At 55.5% G+C, this 18,649-nt stretch carries 14 protein-coding genes; 1 reads left to right on the top strand and 13 read right to left on the bottom strand.

The window, feature by feature from the left end; all coding sequences use genetic code 11:
• Window positions 1-30: 30 nt before the first annotated feature.
• The 3 genes from BN4275_RS13570 to BN4275_RS17360 form a co-directional block, all read right to left on the bottom strand.
• On the bottom strand, window positions 31-2,223 hold the full coding sequence (locus BN4275_RS13570; RefSeq protein WP_066459215.1) for a RelA/SpoT family protein: 2,193 nt from the start codon (window positions 2,221-2,223) through the stop codon (window positions 31-33).
• A gap of 59 nt (window positions 2,224-2,282) precedes the next feature.
• Window positions 2,283-4,352 carry a single-stranded-DNA-specific exonuclease RecJ gene (recJ, locus tag BN4275_RS13565; protein ID WP_066459213.1) on the bottom strand — a complete coding sequence of 690 codons (2,070 nt, stop codon included), beginning with the start codon at window positions 4,350-4,352 and terminating at the stop codon, window positions 2,283-2,285.
• Window positions 4,353-4,462: 110 nt separating this feature from the next.
• On the bottom strand, window positions 4,463-4,633 hold the full coding sequence (locus tag BN4275_RS17360; RefSeq protein ID WP_154018887.1) for a hypothetical protein: 171 nt from the start codon (window positions 4,631-4,633) through the stop codon (window positions 4,463-4,465).
• Window positions 4,634-4,722: 89 nt separating this feature from the next.
• On the opposite strand from BN4275_RS17360, the gene BN4275_RS17070 reads away from it, so the two are divergent.
• Entirely contained in the window at window positions 4,723-4,944 is a 222-nt protein-coding gene (locus tag BN4275_RS17070; protein ID WP_079988279.1) for a helix-turn-helix domain-containing protein, read from the top strand.
• A 618-nt stretch (window positions 4,945-5,562) separates the two neighbouring features.
• Here BN4275_RS17070 and BN4275_RS13555 read toward each other — a convergent pair.
• From BN4275_RS13555 to adhE, 10 genes are all read right to left on the bottom strand, one after another.
• Window positions 5,563-7,596: a bifunctional 4-hydroxy-3-methylbut-2-enyl diphosphate reductase/30S ribosomal protein S1 gene (locus BN4275_RS13555; RefSeq protein ID WP_066459209.1), complete on the bottom strand. Its 2,034-nt coding sequence runs from the start codon at window positions 7,594-7,596 to the stop codon at window positions 5,563-5,565.
• Window positions 7,593-8,192: a lysophospholipid acyltransferase family protein gene (locus BN4275_RS13550; RefSeq protein ID WP_066459203.1), complete on the bottom strand. Its 600-nt coding sequence runs from the start codon at window positions 8,190-8,192 to the stop codon at window positions 7,593-7,595. Before BN4275_RS13550 ends, BN4275_RS13555 begins: the two co-directional genes overlap by 4 nt.
• Window positions 8,182-8,856, bottom strand: a complete 675-nt coding sequence (gene cmk, locus BN4275_RS13545) for a (d)CMP kinase (RefSeq protein ID WP_066459201.1) — start codon at window positions 8,854-8,856, stop codon at window positions 8,182-8,184. The genes BN4275_RS13550 and cmk overlap by 11 nt, the downstream gene beginning before the upstream one ends.
• 19 nt (window positions 8,857-8,875) lie before the next feature.
• Entirely contained in the window at window positions 8,876-10,102 is a 1,227-nt protein-coding gene (locus tag BN4275_RS13540) for a BaiN/RdsA family NAD(P)/FAD-dependent oxidoreductase (protein WP_341423467.1), read from the bottom strand.
• 5 nt (window positions 10,103-10,107) lie between these two features.
• Window positions 10,108-10,980 (bottom strand): MurR/RpiR family transcriptional regulator, encoded by an 873-nt coding sequence (locus BN4275_RS13535; protein ID WP_066459197.1) that lies wholly within the window; start codon window positions 10,978-10,980, stop codon window positions 10,108-10,110.
• Window positions 10,981-11,135: 155 nt separating this feature from the next.
• Complete coding sequence (locus BN4275_RS13530; protein WP_066459196.1) at window positions 11,136-12,575, bottom strand: 4Fe-4S dicluster domain-containing protein; 1,440 nt, start codon at window positions 12,573-12,575, stop codon at window positions 11,136-11,138.
• Window positions 12,576-12,590: 15 nt separating this feature from the next.
• Window positions 12,591-13,769, bottom strand: coding sequence for a SpoIIE family protein phosphatase (locus tag BN4275_RS13525; protein ID WP_066459195.1), 1,179 nt, complete (start codon window positions 13,767-13,769; stop codon window positions 12,591-12,593).
• The gene (locus tag BN4275_RS13520) at window positions 13,769-15,463 is read right to left on the bottom strand and encodes a [Fe-Fe] hydrogenase large subunit C-terminal domain-containing protein (protein ID WP_066459194.1); all 1,695 of its coding nucleotides are present in this window, start codon (window positions 15,461-15,463) and stop codon (window positions 13,769-13,771) included. The genes BN4275_RS13525 and BN4275_RS13520 overlap by 1 nt, the downstream gene beginning before the upstream one ends.
• A gap of 3 nt (window positions 15,464-15,466) precedes the next feature.
• Window positions 15,467-15,712, bottom strand: coding sequence for a (2Fe-2S) ferredoxin domain-containing protein (locus BN4275_RS13515; protein ID WP_066459193.1), 246 nt, complete (start codon window positions 15,710-15,712; stop codon window positions 15,467-15,469).
• Window positions 15,713-15,862: 150 nt separating this feature from the next.
• Entirely contained in the window at window positions 15,863-18,472 is a 2,610-nt protein-coding gene (gene adhE / locus BN4275_RS13510) for a bifunctional acetaldehyde-CoA/alcohol dehydrogenase (protein ID WP_066459192.1), read from the bottom strand.
• Window positions 18,473-18,649 lie beyond the last annotated feature (177 nt).

Below are 18,649 nucleotides of genomic sequence, written 5' to 3'. Positions count from 1 at the left end.
AAGCTCCTTTAAAAAGTTTATTCAGGGAGGTTACTGCACAGACCTCGTGACGCTTTCCACACCCGGGATCTTCTGCAGCTGCCCGATAATGAAATTGAGCTGTTCGATATCGCTGACTGTGAAGGTCACGCTCACGATGTTGATCCCCTGTTTGACCTCGCGCGCCATCAGTGTGGAAATAGAGATGCGCATCGAAGAAAGCGCCACCGAAATATCGGCCAGCGCGCCGATGCGGTCGTCGGTCACAATTTCTATCGTGCTCTTGAAATGCTCCTTTTTGGCCGATTCCATCGCCCATTCGGCCTTCACCCAGCGCTCCGCGTTATTTGGGTCGCTGATCGAAGAAAGGACGTTCTGACAGTCCTTTTTGTGGATCGAAACACCGAATCCCCGTGTGACAAAACCGATGATCTCGTCCCCCGGCAGCGGGTTGCAGCAGCGCGCAAACTTCACAAGGCAGCTGTCCAGCCCTTCGACAATTACGCCGCTTGAGGCGCCCTTTCCCTTCTTCGGCTGCTTGGTGAGCACCCGCTCGGTCGGGTCCACAGGCTCAGCTGTGCGGTACTGCCGCACAAATTCGTCCTTGACGCGCGGCATGATCTTTGAAAGCAGAACGCCGCCGTACCCGATCGCCGCGAGGAAATCGTCCACTGTTTCAAATTTCTGTTTCTTGGCGATGATGCTGAGAAATTCTTTGTCCTTGCCTTCTGGCAGATTGATCATGTTGCGTCGGAATTCCTTTTCGAGCTCGGTTTTTCCCTGCACGATGTTTTCTTCGCGGCGCTCCTTTTTATACCAGTTGCGGATCTTGTTGCGCGCTTCCGAAGTGCGCACGATCTTGAGCCAGTCGCGGCTCGGCGCGTGATCCTTGGCGTTTGTGGTCACAATTTCGACGATCTGCCCGGTTTTCACCTCGGTGTCGAGCGCGACCATCCGGCCGTCGATCTTTGCGCCGACCATCCGGTTGCCGACCGCGGTGTGGATGGCATAGGCGAAATCGATGACGGTCGAGCCGACCGGCAGGCTGATGACGTCCCCCTTCGGGGTGAAAACATAGACCTCCTCCGGCGACAGGTCGCTCTTGATCGAACGGACGATGTCCTCCACGTCGTCAGATTCCTTCTGGTTCTCGATGAGCTGGCGGATCCAAGCGAGCCGCTCCTCGAGCTTGTCACGGCCGGTGATGCCAGCCTTGTATTTCCAGTGCGCCGCGATGCCGTATTCCGCCGTGTGGTGCATATCCCAAGTGCGGATCTGCACCTCGAACGGGATTGCTTCCTTGTCGATCACCGTCGTGTGGAGCGACTGGTACATATTCGGCTTCGGGGTCGAGATATAGTCCTTGAACCGGTTCGGGATCGGCCGGAACAGGTCGTGGATGATGCCGAGGATATTATAGCACTCGAACACCGAATCGACGATGATGCGCACCGCGTAGACGTCAAAGATCTCCTCAAAGGATTTCCCCTGGATATAGACCTTGCGGTAGATGCCGTAGACACTCTTGACGCGGCCGTCGATATAGACGTCGCTGTATTCGCTCTCAAGGCGCTCGCGGATCTTTTGCTTGATCTTTTCCAGAAAATGCAGGCGATCGGCCTTCTTGAGGTCAAGCATACTTTCAATCTCATGGTAGGCGACCGGATCAAGGTAGCGCAGCGAGATATCCTCAAGTTCCTCCTTGACCGCGCGGATACCAAGCCTGTGCGCCAGCGGCGCGTAGACCTCCATCGTTTCAAGCGCCTTATCGCGGCGCTTCTGTTCCGGCATAACCTCGATGGTGCGCATATTGTGCAGCCGGTCGGCCAGCTTTATAATAATGACGCGCACATCCTGCGCCATCGCGAGCAGCATCTTGCGGACGTTTTCGGCCTGCTGTTCCTCCCGGGAGGTGAAGCTGATCTTGCCCAGTTTGGTCACGCCGTTCACAAGCAGCGCGACATCCTCGCCGAACTGCTTCTGCACCTGTTCGATCGATGTCTCTGTGTCCTCGACCACGTCGTGCAAAAGCGCCGCCGTGATACACTCGCTGTCCATGCCAAGGTCCACCAGAATGATCGCCACCGCGATCGGGTGGGAGATATACGGCTCGCCGGAAACACGGCACTGCCCTTCGTGCGCCGCGTATGCAAGCTCATAGGCAGCCATGATCTTTTCCCGGTCATAGCCTTTTCCGCTCTTTTGGATGCTCTCCAAAAGTTCATCTATCACATAATATTTCATCGCGTTCCTCCATCACGGGCGATTGCCCGCAACCAGCATCGCTTTCCCGTCGCTGGGAATCAGCCTGTTTCACAGGCAGGGTCCATGTTTTCGGACCGCAGGTTTTTTAGAATCCTGGATTGGGAGATATCCACCCTGGCCGGGTTCGGAACAACCGAAAACTGATTCGCGCCGCCCGCCTGCCTGCGGGTGATGAGCTGCATCTCGTCCAATACGTCGATTGCAATTTTCACCTTGCAAAGGCAGGAGATATTCCCGCTGAGTTTTGCATAAATCACTTCGTCCGGCGCAGAAAGGTTCCCTTTCGCGCGCAGGTAACGGTAGACAACCGCAATATCGTCCCGGTCCGGAACCAGCGCTTCCCGCCCGGGCAGCACCGGGGTTTCCCGGCGCATCAGCTGCTGGTACGCCTGTTCCGAATGGTGAATTTTATCATAATCCATCCCGGAGAGATGGATATCTTTCACCTTGATGGAAACCCGCTGTTCCCCGTTCCATTCACTCACATCCACCGTTACCGCGAGGTCGACCACTTCGCCCACGGCATAAGGGAAATTTTTCTGGGTCATTCCAAAATAGACCGCAAAGAAAACCGTGCCGTCCCCCGCAAACCGTAGCCGCAGATGTTTTCCATCCCCGATGGGATAGATCCCCTGGACAGTGCAGTTCCGGATTGCAAAAACGGGAAGCTCATTGCCCGAACCAAACGGTTCAAGCTGGGAGAGCGGCAGGATATCCTTCACTTCAAGCTCGTTCGGGGAAACCTCACAGTCGATGTGGATCGTCTGCTGTGGCATTTCAGGGTAGTTCTGCGCCGCCCATTCGTTGATGGCCGCGATAAAGTTCTCAAGTTCTCCGCCGCGCACCGTGAGTCCCGCCGCCTGATTATGCCCGCCGTAGCGGACCAGATACTGTGAACAGGCATTGATTGCATCGATGATTGAGAAGCCCTCCACGCTGCGGGCCGAGCCGCGCGCGGTATCGCCTTCGACCGAAAGCACAATACACGGCTTTCCGAACCGTTCGACCATCCGCGACGCAACAATGCCGACGATCCCGTGATGCCAGTTCTCCCCGTGGATTACCACAACCCGCTGGGAAAGCGCCTGCGGGTCGTTTTCCAGCTGCGCCAGGATTTCGGTGACAATCTCATCCTCCACCGCGCGGCGTTGCTCATTGAGCGAATTGATGCCGCTTGCAAGTTCCTCAAGCCCTTCGCCCTCGCCCACAAACAGTTCGATCGCGCTGTCCACGCTGTCAAACCGTCCCGCGGAATTGATCCGCGGCACCAGCCCATAGGCGATCTGTTCACAGGAAAGGGATTTATCCGCCATGCCGCAGACGCGGATCAGAGCCGCGAGACCTTCGTTGTCGGTATTTTGAAGGATCTGCAGGCCGCGCCGGACAATCAGCCGGTTTTCTCCCACCAGCGGCACGATATCCGCAATGGTCGCCACCGCGACGATATCGCCGTAACGATCAAGCATCATGCCGCCGTCGTCCTCCTCGAGCGCACAGACCAGCTTGAAAGCCACGCCCACGCCCGCGAGATAATCACAGCCGCTCTCATCGTCAAGACGGTGCGGGTCAACCACCGCAACCGCTTCGGGAAGAACTTCCCGCGGTTTATGATGGTCGGTGATCACGATATCAAGGCCAATGGAGCTGGCATATTCGACCTCTCCGATGGCGGTGATGCCGTTATCCACCGTGACAACCAGCCCAACACCGTCGTCACGGATCAGCTTTAATGCGTCAAGATTGAGCCCATAGCCCTCCTTATCGCGCTGCGGGATGTAATAACAGATATCCGCCCCGACTGATTCAAGATAGCTGTAAAGCAGGACGGTGGCCATGATCCCGTCACAGTCATAATCTCCGTAAATGGCGATCCGCTCGCCGTTCTCTATCGCCCGGCGGATACGCGTTACCGCCCGGTCCATATCTTTCAGCAGAAACGGATCGAAAAATTGTTCCGACTGCTGGAAAAATCCGGCCATCTTTTCCGCCGTGTCGTATCCCCTGCCGAAAAGCACCCGCGCAACAATGAGCGGCAGCTTGAGTTCCTTTGCAAGCTGTCCCGCAGCCGCGTCGTCGCCGGGTTTTAAATCCCAATGTTTGATCGGCACCTGGTATTCCTCCGTAGTTACAGAATTTCAGACTATTTTTTATTGTACCACTTTTTGCAGAAAATTACAATAACGGCTGTATTTGCGCGATATAAAAGGAACCGGACGTTTCAACGTCCGGTTTCCTCATTTTGACTGATATAAATTTCTTCCGCCTGCTGCTGGACCAGCTTGAGTTCCATCGCCAGCTTTATCTGTTCCTTAGCAAGTTCTTCCAGGCGCTCCGAAATGTCCATGACAGAATTGAACAGCTTCAGATAGGGCTTTTTAAATTCGTCCATTTGATCACCTCTTCTTTATTTTACCGGAAAATACGTTAAAAGTCAATATCGGACATTCCGGTAACGCATAATAATTTCAGGTGATAAAAATGTATGACCGCATCCGGGCCCTTCGAGAAGATAAAGATCTTAAGCAGCGGGAACTTGCCCATGAGCTTTCTATAGGCCAAACCACATATTCTGACTATGAATTGGGAAAGCTGAACATTCCCATTCCGATTTTGATAAAACTTGCCTATTATCACGATGTAAGTATTGACTATCTTGTTGGCATTACCGACGATCCGTCCCATAAACCCTGGAAGAAATAAAAGGCGCGGCCTGTGGCCGCGCCTTTCGTTCCTTTTTTCTTGAAAAAGGAACCGAAAAAACGCCTGAAGGGGCGCTGCGGCGCAAGCTATGGGGGCGCAGCCCCCATTCCCCCGCAAACTTTCGAGAAAGGCTGTGCGCGCAGCGCATTTCAATCCGTTCGTCCTCTTTCGGCGCAGCCGGTTTTCGCAAGGTTGCGAAAACCCGTCCCGCGTTCCTTATCCCGAATCCGCCGCCAAAGGCGGCGGGTCGTCGCAGACGACTCTTTACCGGGGGACACGGGGGCGGAAAGCCCCCGTGAGCAGCCGTCGCGCGTAAGCGCGCTTCGCCGCCAGGCGAGCAGGCTGCCAAACGCGGAACACCGCGTTTTGTCTAAGCAGATTGCGCGCCGTTTCTGCCGAAGGCAGCCTTCACGGCGCGCATTACGAGCCGCAGCGAGTATTTCGGAGGCCAACCGCCGCAAAGCGGCGGCTCTTAGGCCGTAGATCGGGGTCGCGGGGTGTCCCCGCGCGTGTTCTTTCCCCCATTTCTTGCACGAGCAAGAAATGGGGCCGCCGGAGGCATTCCCATCGACTGCAAAACGCAAAAAGCCCCGCTCTTTCGAGCAGGGCTTTTTCATCTTATTCAGCCTCGGCAGGGACCTCGCCTTTGGCGCCGTCCGGGCCGGCTTCATACACAACCGCGGATGCTTCCTCAGCAGCTTGGACATCCGCTTCAGCGGCGGCTTCCTGCGCTTTCTTTTCCTCTTCAAGCAGCGCGCGCATCGAAAGGCTGACGCGCTTTTTCTCGGTATCGAGCTCGGTGATCTTCACCTCGACCTCCTGGCCGATTGCGAGCACGTCGGAAGGCTTATTGATCCGCTCGGTGGAAATCTGGCTGATGTGGATCAGACCGTCAACACCCGGAATGATCTGAGCAAACGCGCCGAACGGGGTCATCGAAACAACCTTAACGGTGCAGACGGTTCCCACATCATATTTGTTTTTCATGATCTCCCAAGGATTATCCTCAGATTTCTTGTAGCCAAGCGAAATCTTCTTATTTTCAGCATCAATATCCTTGATGTAAACTTCGATGCTGTCACCGACGTTTACAACCTCGGACGGATGTTTGATGCGGTTCCAGCTCAGTTCGGAAATATGCACCATGCCATCCACGCCGCCCAGATTGACGAACGCACCGTAGCTGGTGAGGGATTTTACAACGCCGGTATAATGTTTACCGACTTCGACTTCCTGCCAGAACTTGTCCTCAAGCTCCTTTTTCTGCTCACGCAGAACGGCACGGATCGAACCAACGGCACGCTTGCGCTGGCGGTTGACTTCCAGAATCTTAAACTGGACCTTCTGCTTGAGCAGGTCTTCCAGGTTGTCATTGCGGGAAAGAGTTGCCTGAGAAGCCGGGATAAAGACCTTGACACCATTGGTCAGGACAAGGATACCGCCCTTAATGACTTCCACAACCGTACCTTCAAGGATTTCCTCGGTATCAGCGGCGCCCATCACCTTTTCAAAGCCCGCGATCGCATCGAGGCGTTTCTTCGAGAGCATTACGGTTCCTTCCACGTCGTTTACGCGGACGACGAGCAGTTCCATTTCATCTCCGACCTTGACGAGGTCTTCCACCTTCGCGTTCGGATCATCCGTCAACTCAGAAAGAGGCACATAACCGGCATGCTTCGTACCGATATCCACTGAGATCTCATTCGGCGCAAGACCTGTAACGACCGCGGTTACCTTCTCCCTGTTATATATTGTTTTGAAGGATTGATCCAACATCTCCTCAAAAGAAAGCTCGTCCTGATCTTTTAAAATCTCACTCATTGTCCTATGTACCTCCTTAATTATGCAAGCCGGAGTCGACGCGCCGGCCGTAACACCAATGCTATTATAACCGCCCAGATGGAGATCATACAGTTCGCGCGCATCTTCAATTAAGAAAGTATCGCAACACTTTTCACAGATCTGCGCAAGCTTCAGGGTATTTGAACTGTTGCGTCCGCCCACCACAATCATGGCGTCGCTTTCGGCCGCAAGACGCTTTGCTTCCAACTGGCGTTTTTCCGTAGCAATACATATTGTATCAAAAATCTTGAGTTTTGTACACACCTTTTTTAGTTTTTCTACACATTTTTCCCATTCCAGCAGGGAAAAAGTAGTTTGTGCTACCAATGTAAACGATTTATCGCAATTTTCCCTAATTTCTGGGAGCTTTTCCTCCAATTCCTGCGCGGAACGAAACGCAATCATCTTGCCATGACAGAATCCAGCAATCCCCTTCACTTCCGGATGCTCCGGATTCCCAGCGATCAGCAGAATATTTTCCCCGGAATATTCCGCCGCGATCCGGTGGATTTTCTCCACAAACGGGCAGGTCGCGTCGATCACCCGGCAGCCCATCCGCGAGAGCTCCTCATACACCTCTTTTGACACGCCATGCGAACGGATGATGACGCATTTTCCATCCGTGTTATCAGAAAGCTTCTCAATCGGATGGATTCCCAGTTCCGACAGCTGCCGCACAATCTGCGGATTGTGGATGATCTCCCCGAGCGTGCAGGTCGGCTCCCCGCTTTTCGCCTGGGCGAAAGCCGCGTCAACCGCGCGCTGCACGCCGAAACAGAATCCTGCCGTATCCGCTACCCGTATCTTCAAACGATCCCCTCCATCAGCTTGACAATCTCATCCATGATCAGATGGCTTGCATCCTTGAGTTCCCGCGGTGAATTGACTCCCGGCGTAAAACCGAACCGTTCGTTTTTGATAAGCTCCCCGTAGCAGATGGTCACTTTGGTGCGAAACCCGAGCCTGTCGCCGTAGCAGACCGCGCATGGCAGCACATCCGCGCCGGTCTGCATCGCAATGAGCGCGGCGCCCGAACGCGGACGCTGCAGCTTCCCGTCTTTCGAGCGGGTGCCCTCCGGGAACATCCCAAGCACCCGTCCCTCCCGGATGAGTTCCTCCGCCCATTCAATCGCGCCCGAATCGCCTTTTCCGCGTTCAACCGGAAACGCGCCCAAGCCTTTGAGCAGACATCCAAGCAGCTTGTTGCGGAAAAGTTCTGCCTTCGCCATATAGAGGACCTGCTTATGAATCCCCACCGCCACAAAAAGCGGGTCAAAATTGCTGCGGTGATTCGCGACAAGGATATAGCCCTGATCTTTCGGAATATTTTCCCTGCCGGTGACGCGGACGCCAAACAGGATGCGGATCAGCGCCATGCAGGCGCACCAGCCGATTTTATACAGCATCTTTCAGCTTCTCCTTCACGACCTTCATCATTTTCGAAACCGCTTCTTCCAGCGTGCAGCCGTCGGTTTCCACACGAACGGCATCCTCCGCCTGTTTGAGCGGTGCGATCGGACGGGTCATGTCGTTGTGGTCGCGCAGCTTCACCTCTTCAAGAAGCTTCTCGTAATCCACCTGATGCCCTTTTGCGATGAGCTCCTCGTACCGCCGCTGCGCGCGTTCCTCCGGCGAAGCGGTCAGATAGATCTTGATCTGCGCCTGCGGCAGCACAACCGTTCCGATATCCCGGCCGTCCATGACCACATTGTGCTCCTGGGCCATATTGCGCTGCAAAGCAAACAGGAAGGTGCGCACCTCCGGAATGGCGCTGACATTGCTCGCGGCCATTGAGATTTCAGGCCGGCGGATATCCTCCGAAACGTCGTATCCATTCAGGAACACCCGCTGCTCGTCCTTCACAAACCGCAGCTCCACCTTCACACCCGAAAGCAGCCTTGCCACCTGCCCGGCGTCGGCGGTGTTCGCGCCGTTGGCCGTCGCGAACAGCCCAATGGCGCGGTAAAGTGCGCCTGTGTCCACATAGATATAGCCCAGCTCACGGGCAATTGCCCGCGCGATGGTGCTTTTGCCGGCGCCCGCCGGCCCGTCAATTGCGATTGAGATCATCCCTGGACCTCCAATAAAATTATTCTTCCGCACAGATTCCCCGCGCCGCGAGGAATGCCGTGGAATATGCGATCTGTAAATTATAGCCGCCGGTGAAAGCGTCCACATCGAGCACCTCACCCGCAAAATAGAGCCCCGGCACAAGCTTCGACCGCATTGTTCTGGGGTCTACCTCTCTGACTGAAACGCCGCCCGCAGTGATGACCGCTTCATCGATCGGGCGCAGCGCCTTCGGGGTAAGCGGAAAGGATTTGATGAGTCCCGCGAGCTTTTTCCGCTGCTCCTTTGTGACCGAATGCACCTTCGTGCCCCCCGGAATCCCGGAAAGCCTCACCACCACCGGGATGAGCGTGCGCGGTAAAAGTTTATCCAAGGCGTTGTCAAAATCGCGGTTTTGATACTCCGCAAAATCCCGCAGGAGCCGCGCGTCCAGCTGCTGTTCGCTGAGCCCCGGTTTGAGGTCGATTGCGAACCGGTAGCTTTCGGGCGCATCCTTCATATAGGCCGAAGCCGAAAGCACCAGCGGACCGGACACGCCGAAATGGGTGAACAGCATCTCGCCGAGTTCCGAATAAACCGCCTTGCCCTTCTGGTTTTTGAGGGTCAGCGTGACGTTTTTGAGCGAAAGCCCCATCAATTCGGCGCAGAAGCTCTCCCGGCAAATGACCGGTACCAGCGACGGACGCGGCGGCACGATCGTGTGCCCAAGCGCTTTTGCCATCCGGTAGCCGTCTCCGTCCGACCCGGTCAGCGGGTAGCTGCGGCCGCCGGTTGCAATCACGGCCGCGCCGGCGGGAAGAAGCTCCCCGCTTTCCAGCCGCACGCCGCTCACCCGGCCATCCTGCCGCTCCACCGCGACCGCGCGCTCCCCAAGCAGGAACTTTGCGCCCGCATCCTTCGCAAAGCGGGTCATCGCGTCAACGATGTCCACGGCTTTATCAGAAACCGGAAATACCCGGTTGCCCCGCTCAGTTTTGAGCGGGACCCCCAGGCCCTCAAAAAACGCCATCGCGTCCTGCGGCGCAAAGGCATTGACCGCACTATATAAAAAACGCCCGTTCGTACGGACATTTTTAATGAAATCGTCCGGTGCACAGTTGTTCGTCACGTTGCAGCGGCCTTTGCCGGTGATCATCACCTTGCGCGCGGGCCGCGTGTTTCTGTCAAGGACGGTGACGGCGCAGCCCTCCCGCGCGGCAAAACCCGCGCAGAGAAGCCCGGCCGCGCCACCGCCGATCACGATCACATTGCTCAAATTTTCTCTTCCTCGTGTTTTTCGTAGACTTCGTACTCATCCCAGATCTGTTCGAGCCGCTCATAGGTCTTGGCAACCTCGTCGTGCTTTTTGAGCCCGACCGCCACGATCAGCGCATTCACAAGCGAAAGCGGCGCAACCAGCGAATCGATGAACGAAACCATGTCGCTGCGGGCGATAAGCACGTGGTCGGCCACGTCCGCCAGCGGGGATTTCTGGGAATCTGTGATGGCAATGACTTTCGCGCCGTTCGCGCGCGCAAAATGGGACGCCTGCACCGTACGTTTTGAATAACGCGGGAACGAAAGCCCGATGAATACGTCGTCCGGGCCGATACGCATGATCTGCTCGAACATTTCGGCGCGGCTTGTGGTGTTGATGAGCTTCACATTCGGGAAGATGTGAGTGAAGTAAAAGCTCATAAACTGTGCGAGCGCCGCCGCTGAACGCACGCCGATAATATAGATCGCCTTCGAGCGGCAGATCGTTTCGACCGCCGAGTTGAAGTCGGTTTCACTCGCCTCTTCCAGCGTCCGGCGGATTTTTTCGATATCCTTGTTGAGCACCTTGGCCAGCACATTGGTGTTCTCCAACTGGTCGCTGGTGACGTCCATGCGCTGTACGGTCGTCAGCTTGTTGCGGATCAGCTCCTGCAGAGCCTTCTGTAATTCCGGATAACCCGCGAAACCGATCTCCGACGCAAACCGCACCACAGTGGATTCGCTCACGCCGACCGTGGTTCCCAGCTTCGAGGCGGTCATGAACGCCGCCTTATCAAAATGATTTATAATGTAGGATGCAATCAGCCGCTGGCCTTTTGAAAATTCCGGCGTCATCCGGCCGATTACCGTCAACAAATCCTTGCCCATCGTCTGTCCCTTCCCGTTTCAATTTTTGCAAAGCAAATTTCCTTTCATATGATACCGTAAACCCCTTGGAAAATCAAGCGAGAAACCGAAAATAGCACGAAAAAATGCAGGATTTTTCGCAAAATCCTGCATTCATTTCCCCATTCCAGAACATTTTACATCATTTTTGTGACCGCAATCGCATCTGTTATCGACTTTTCAAGCGCCTGCTGGCCATATTTGTTGACTTCGTTTTTGTCCTTCGGCCCATGTGAAACGCAGGCGGCCCCGCCGATGCATCCGCCGACGCACGCCATGCCTTCGATAAAGTTCTCAGGCAGCAGGTTTCTGCTCGCCTTTAAGAGCGCCACCTTGCACTGCTCAATACCGTCGCACGCAAGGGGCTTTACCTCAAACTGCTCCGGCGTGATCCCGCGCTCCTTGAGCGCCTCGGCCACCGCGTCGGAAAGCCCGCCGCTGCGCGCGAAGATCCTGCCGTAATAGGAGGCGTTGTCGAGCAGGTCCTCCTCCAAGTGTTCGATTTCAATTCCCCGCGCGTCGAACAGCGCCTGCAGTTCCTCGAAGGTGAGCACGCAATCGACCGCGTGCAGCGGTTCCTCCTGGAATTCCAACTTTTTCGCTGTGCAAGGCCCAATGAAGATCGTTTTTGCGCCCGGATCAAGTTTTTTGATGAAATCCGAAATCGCCACCATCGGGGATGGGTTGTGCGAAATTTTGTCGGCCATCTGCGGGAAGGATTTTCTGATATAAGCAACAAACGCCGGACAGCAGGAACTGGTCAAAAAGCCCTTTTCCGCAAGCTCCGCGGCCTCTTCCCAAGCCACCATGTCCGCGCCGAGCGCCGCTTCGACCACACTGTGGAAACCGAGCCGCTTGAGGCCCGTAACCACCTGACCGGTCTTTGCATAGGAGAACTGGCTCGAAACCGACGGCGCGACCACCGCGTAAACCCGATAATTCCGGTTGCTGGCGCTGTCACGCAGCAGCTGCAACGCATCCAGCAGGAAGGATTTGTCCACGATCGCCCCAAACGGACACTGGTAAACGCATGCGCCGCAGGAGATACATTTGTCGTTGTCAATTTTGGCCGCTTTGTTCTCGTCCATGCTGATCGCTTTGATCTTACAGGCGTTCTCACACGGCCGGGTGTATTCGATAATGGCGGAATACGGGCAGGCAAACGCGCACCGCCCGCATTCAATGCATTTGTCCTGGTCGATGCGCGCGCGGCCGTCGACCACATGGATCGCGCCCTTCGGGCAGGCGTGCTCACAGCGGTGCGCAATACAGCCGCGGCAGGCGCGGCTGATGTGGAAACGGTTGACCGGGCACTCGTCACAGGCGATCGAGATGACCTCGATCACATTCGGATTGTTCCGGTCTCCGCCCAGCGCCATCTTGAGCCGTTCCCCCACGATCGCCCGTTCCTTATAAATGCAGCAGCGCATGGTCGGCTTTGGTCCGGGAATAATTTCCAGGGGAATATCATGATAGGCCTCCCGCAGCGTCCCGTCGTCAAAATGCCGGACGACCGATTTGAGAATCTTATATTTGAGAAGCTGTACGTTTGTATCAAAATTGCGTGTCGGTTCCATAGGGGTCCCTCCTCCTTAGTAGAAGCTCACCTTCACATGCTTGCCCATCTGTTCCAGATATTTGGCAAGGTCCTCGATCAGCCGCAGCTTGATCGAAAGGTCAATCGGCATGTTTGGGTTCTGGTGCGCCGGGTTCATCGCGCGGCCCACGAATAGATTGACGTCGGTCGCATCCTCGAAGAGCATCTGTGAAATCAGCGACGCGCCGTCCCGCTTGCCGATCCATTCGGTCGAGACGTCGGTGGTGGCCGAAGCGTACGCTTTTGCGATCTCGACCACGCGGCCCATCGTGAGCACTCCCTCGGTGCAAAGGTCAACGCCGTCGATGTAGCCGATCGGCGGGATCGACGGATCGAGATAATCGATCTTGGTTTTGACGGTCGTGCCGAGATACCGCGCGACCATCGTCGAGGTGGTGCCGCCGCAGACAATGTGCTTGCCCTCCTTCGAGAAGAAGAGCTCCATCACCTTTTCGTCGTCCGCCTTGTCAACCGGCGGGCCAATCATCAGATTCACGAGCTGCCGCTCGCGGATGCGCAGCACCGCGACGGTCGTATCGTCGCCCGGCTTTCCCATGTAAAGGTCGTTACAGGCGTCGCTGAGGACCGAAGCCATCGCTTTGGCGGACATGTCCGGCTGGTAACGGCTTTCAGCGTATTCGATAACATTTGGGCGTTCCCAGCCAAAATTGAGCGACTGCCCAACCCCGGCGTGGATGACCCCGTCGCTCATTGCGATGAACAGGTCGCCCAGTTTGATCTTAAAGAGGGATTCATAGATTTTTTTGCCCGCGATCACCTTTTCTTCCTTCGGGTAATCGAAGTTCTTCCCGTCCCGCAGGCAGATGACGTCCGGATTGTCGTACTGGATGAGATGGACGTCCTTGTTGCGGTAGACCTTGATGATCGTAAAAGTGGCATAGGCCACCTGCCGCACAGAACAGACCGGGAGGGTCTGGGCAATGGTCGTGACACATTCCTCAATCGGCATGTCGCTGTCCATCATGGTCGCGATAATCTTTGAAGTAAGCGTTGACAGGATATTCGCCTTTACACCACTGCCAAGCCCGTCAGCCAGCACCATTGTGAAGTCGCCGTTCGCGTTTACGGGCTTGACCTCCACCCGGTCGCCGCAGAGCTCCTCCCCCATCTTGTTCAGGCTGATGTAGCCGTTTTCCATAAAGAGTCTGTCCATCATTCGTCCTCCGAGAGAACCGTATTCTTGATCTGGGTGAGCGCGACTTTGGTCTCGGCGGTGGTTTCCCCAAGCAGCGAGGCGATCTCCTGTACAATGCGCATCTGCTTCTCGACCACCTTGTCGGTGATGTCGATCGTCTTGGCGCGGCGCTCCTTATATTTTTCCTGGCGGTTGTGGTCGGCGGTGATGTCCTTGAGAATGGCGAAGAGTGCGTTATGTTCCTCATCGCGCACGATGCTCAGCTCGACAAATTTTTTATATTCCGAAAGATAGACCCGTTTGTCGATTATATCGTTACCGGTTTCGAGCACGTCTTCAAAATCGTTCGGATCCAGAAGCTCTACGATCATCGAACCCAGCAGCGCCTTTGGGGAAGGGATGTTGAAGAGATGGCAGGCCGGCATATTCATCTTTTGGATGGTGAGGTTTTCGTCCAGCACCATGATCGCATTCGGGCTGACATTAAAGATGTTGTCCGAAAAGCTTTCGGCCTTTGCAAGCAGGAAGGGCAGGCACATGGTGATGTCCGCCTTGCCGTTGTAGACCGCTTTGGCCTTTTCGCGGCAGGTGGCATAGCCGCAGCTCGAACAGTTGAGCTCGTCCTCCGGTTTCGTCTTGCCCATCTTCTGGAGAATCTCGCGAATCGCCTCCTCGGGCGGCTCGACCTCCTTGACAAATTCGCTCGGGATGCTGCGGGTAAGCGCGATCTTTTCTGTGATGTCGAAGTCCGGCTTCGCAGAACGGTCGGGCTGGGCGTATTCGTCCACCCGCACGCGCGAACGCAGGATCGAATGCGCGAAGCCGCGGGTGGACGGGCCGTTCACGCAGCTGCCCTCGCAGGCGCTCATCTCGATAAAATATCCCTTGAGGCCGCCCCGCTCGATCTCCTGGAGCGCCGAGATGCAGTTTTCCACCCCATCGACCGTGAGGTAATGGTAATCGGTGCCTTCGGTGTGCATACATTCGATGATGCCGCCCGTCTTTGGGAAGAAGCGCGAAGCGCGCCCCTCTGCGGCAGAAATTTCCTCTCGCTCCGGGACGATCTCCCGCTTCTGGAACCACTGGTCCAGCTCCTCATAGGTGAGCACGCAGTCGACCGGTCCCGGGATCTTTGCGATCTCATCCTTTTTGGAGATGCACGGGCCGATGAACACGACATAAGCGTCCGGATATTCCGCCTTGATCTTCTTTGCGCTCGCCAGCATCGGGGAGATAACCGGCGCTATGTACGGGATGCAAAGCGGATGATATTTCTGGATCAGCGACACGACCGTGTGGCAGCAGGAGGAGATGATGACCTCCTGCCTTTTTTCGGCGATGATCCTTTCATATTCGCTTTTGACGATATACGCCCCTTCGGCGGTCTCATACGCTTTGAAAAAGCCGAGCTTTTTTAAATACCCTTCAAACGCCTCGATACCCGCTACATCGAAATGGCTGATGAACGAGGGCGCGACCGTGGCGATCACGCGCCTGCCTTCCCCAATCGCGCCGATAACCTCGGTCAGATCATTGCGCGGCTTTTTGGCGTCCTGCGGGCAGACGACGACGCACCGCCCGCAGAGGATACATTCGTTCGGCAGGATTTTGGCCTGTGCGTCCGCGAACCGGATCGACTTGACCGGGCAGGCGCGGATACATTTGTGACAGTTTTTACAGTTTGCCTTTTTGAGGCTCAAAACATCGGTCATCGGTTACTGCAGCTCCTTTAAAACCATATCGTTGAAGATCTGCTCCACATTCTGCGGGTTGAGCCCGGTGACGATCTGTTCGCCAATCTTGATGGTGACGCCGTTCTGGCAGTGCCCAAGGCAGAAGGAGGCGTTCAGGCTCACCTTTTCCTCAAGCCCATGGTCCGCGATCAGTTTTTTGAATGCATTGATGATGTCGTAGGAACCCTTCAGATGACAGGAGCTTCCGATGCATACATAAATTTCCATACCATTTCCTCCGTGGCCGTTATTCGCAGAAAAAAGCCGCATTACAACCTATTCAACTGCAATGCGGCTTCCCTCATCCATATTATTTAGGATACTACAAACTTACCGTTTCTTCAAGCGTTTTTCCCTGGATCTTTCTCTCAGAAAACCTTATTTTCCGTAGTATGCCTTCTTGTAAATTTCAGCGATCTCGCTCACGAGCGGCAGCCGCGGGTTGGCTGTGGTGCACTGGTCCTCAAACGCGCGGTCAGCGAGCTGGCTGACGCCGGCCATAAAGGTTTTCTCATCCACACCGCACTCCTGGATGCTCATGACCATGTTGACTTCCTTCATCAGATCACGGATTGCTTTGATCAGGCTCTGGACGCCTTCCTCGGTGGTCGAAGCGGGCAGGCCAAGATATTTGGCGATCTTGGCATATTTTACGTCCGCGATGAATTTTTCATACTTCGGCCAGATGGTGAACTTGGTGGGTTCGGAAGCATTATAAGCGATCACATGCGGCAGCAGCACCGCGTTGGCGCGCCCGTGTGGAATGTGGTATTCGCCGCCCAACTTGTGCGCCATTGAGTGATTGAGTCCAAGGAATGCGTTGGTGAACGCAAGACCGGCGATGCAGGAGGCGTTGTGCATCTTTTCACGCGCCTCGAAATCCTTGTCCCCGTTCTTATAGGCGCGCGGCAGGTATTCAAAGACCAGCTCGATCGCCTTGATGGCCAGGCCGTCGGTATAGTCGGAGGCAAGCACCGAGACATACGCTTCGATCGCATGGGTCAGCACATCGAGGCCGGTGTCCGCGGTCGCGGATTTCGGCAGCGACATGACGAACTGCGGATCGATGATCGCAACATCCGGGGTCAGCTCATAGTCAGCGAGTGGATACTTGATGTTGCCGTGCTCCTTGTCGGTGATGACCGAGAAGGAAGTGACCTCGCTGCCCGTTCCGGAGGTGGTTGGGATACAGACCAGCTGCGCCTTTTCACCAAGTTTCGGGAAGTGGTAGGTACGCTTGCGGATATCCATGAATTTGAGTTTCAGCCCGTCGAACGAGGTGTCCGGGTGCTCATAGAAGAGCCACATGCCCTTCGCGGCATCCATTGCGGAACCGCCGCCGAGCGCGATGATGACATCCGGCTGGAAGGCGTTCATTGCCGCCACGCCGCGTTTGATGGTGTTGACCGACGGGTCCGGCTCAACCTCCGAGAAGATCTCCGCATGGCAGTATTCCTGGCGTTTGCGCAGATAGTAGAGGATTTTATCGACATTGCCGAGTTTCACCATCATCGGGTCGGTGACGATAAACGCGCGGCTGATGTTCGGCATTTTTTCAAGATACTGGATCGAATCGTTCTCAAAGTAAATCTTCGGCGGGATCTTGAACCACTGCATATTGACTCTCCTTTTTGCGACGCGCTTTTTGTTGATCAGGTTGACCGAGGAGACGTTTGAAGTGGTGGAGTTGTGGCCAAACGATCCGCAGCCGAGCGTCAGAGAGGGCATGTTGGTATTATAGATGTCGCCGATCGCACCCTGTGAGGACGGGGAGTTGACGATGACGCGGCCGACCTTCATCGCTTCGCCATACGCGCGCGCAAGCTCCATATCCGAGGTGTGGATGACCGCTGAATGGCCGAGGCCGCCCAGCTCCAGCATCCGGTTGGCATAATCGAAGCCCTGCTTGGCGTCCTTGACAGTGAAGTAAGCGAGCACCGGAGAAAGCTTTTCAAGCGAGAGGCGGTATTCCCGGGAAGGCTCGGGGAGCTTCGCAATCAGGATCTTGGTATCAGCCGGGACCTTGATCCCCGCCTGCTCAGCGATCCAGGCCGGCGATTTGCCGACGACCACCGGGTTTACCGCGCCGCGTTCAGCCGGCATGACGTAATCGGTGACCTTCAGGGTCTCCTCGTCATTGAGGAAGTAGCAGCGGTGCTTCTTCATGAACGCCTCAAACGCCGGGGCGATCTCCTCGTCGACGATGACCGCCTGTTCGGAGGCGCAGATCATGCCGTTGTCAAAGGTTTTGGAGAGCATCAGGTCGGTGCAGGAACGCTCGAGGTTCGCGGTTTTCTCAATGTAGCAGGGGACGTTTCCCGGGCCGACGCCGAGCGCCGGTTTGCCGCAGCTGTAGGCGTTCTTCACCATGCCGGCGCCGCCGGTGGCAAGGATCAGGGAGACCTTCGGATGGTGCATCAGCGCACTGGTCGCGTCGATCGACGGATATTCAATCCACTGGATGCAGTTTTCCGGCGCGCCCGCCTTGACGGCCGCGTCGCGCACGATTTTGGCCGCCTCAACCGAGCATTTCTGCGCGGAGGGATGGAAGCCGAAGATGATCGGGTTGCGGGTCTTCTGGGTGATGAGCGCCTTGAACATGGTGGTGGAGGTCGGGTTGGTTACCGGAGTGACACCCGCGACGATGCCGACCGGCTCCGCGACTTCCACATAGCCTTCGAGGTCGTTCTCGTCGATCACGCCGACCGTCTTTTCGTATTTGATCGAATGCCAGATATATTCAGTTGCGAAGATATTCTTGGTGATCTTGTCCTCGTAGACGCCGCGGCCGGTCTCCTCGACCGCCATCTTTGCAAGCATCTGGTGATTGTCAAGCCCTGCCAGCGCCATTGCGTGGACGATCTGGTCCACCTGTTCCTGGCTGAGTTCCATATACTGTTTGAGTGCGACATCCGCCTTTTCCACCAGCTCATTGATCATCGCGTTGATGTCAATTTCGGGCTTCTGTGCTGCTTTTGCCTTTTCCATGAAATGCTTCCTCCTAAAAATGATATAAACGGAAATCAAATTCTTTTTATCAGAATTAACAGGGGTGCTGTAAAATGAGATTGTTAATTCTTTGTCAATATAATATCATATTGTTAAACTTTTGACAATTAGACAAATAAACAAATATATGTTTTTATTTATAGGAACTTTGCACAA

Source organism: Anaerotruncus rubiinfantis (assembly GCF_900078395.1).
Lineage (GTDB): Bacteria > Bacillota > Clostridia > Oscillospirales > Ruminococcaceae > Anaerotruncus > Anaerotruncus rubiinfantis.
Note: the sequence above shows the minus strand (reverse complement) of the source record. Positions and strands in the feature narration are given on the sequence as shown.

Bases quoted from the DNA above. Each gene is read 5' to 3' on its own strand.
- BN4275_RS13570 (WP_066459215.1), bottom strand. From the start codon at position 2,223: ATGAAATATTATGTGATAGATGAACTTTTGGAGAGCATCCAAAAGAGC.
- BN4275_RS17360 (WP_154018887.1), bottom strand. From the start codon at position 4,633: ATGGACGAATTTAAAAAGCCCTATCTGAAGCTGTTCAATTCTGTCATG.
- BN4275_RS17070 (WP_079988279.1), top strand. From the start codon at position 4,723: ATGTATGACCGCATCCGGGCCCTTCGAGAAGATAAAGATCTTAAGCAG.
- BN4275_RS13550 (WP_066459203.1), bottom strand. From the start codon at position 8,192: ATGCTGTATAAAATCGGCTGGTGCGCCTGCATGGCGCTGATCCGCATC.
- cmk (WP_066459201.1), bottom strand. From the start codon at position 8,856: ATGATCTCAATCGCAATTGACGGGCCGGCGGGCGCCGGCAAAAGCACC.
- BN4275_RS13535 (WP_066459197.1), bottom strand. From the start codon at position 10,980: ATGGGCAAGGATTTGTTGACGGTAATCGGCCGGATGACGCCGGAATTT.
- BN4275_RS13530 (WP_066459196.1), bottom strand. From the start codon at position 12,575: ATGGAACCGACACGCAATTTTGATACAAACGTACAGCTTCTCAAATAT.
- BN4275_RS13525 (WP_066459195.1), bottom strand. From the start codon at position 13,769: ATGGACAGACTCTTTATGGAAAACGGCTACATCAGCCTGAACAAGATG.
- BN4275_RS13520 (WP_066459194.1), bottom strand. From the start codon at position 15,463: ATGACCGATGTTTTGAGCCTCAAAAAGGCAAACTGTAAAAACTGTCAC.
- BN4275_RS13515 (WP_066459193.1), bottom strand. From the start codon at position 15,712: ATGGAAATTTATGTATGCATCGGAAGCTCCTGTCATCTGAAGGGTTCC.
- adhE (WP_066459192.1), bottom strand. From the start codon at position 18,472: ATGGAAAAGGCAAAAGCAGCACAGAAGCCCGAAATTGACATCAACGCG.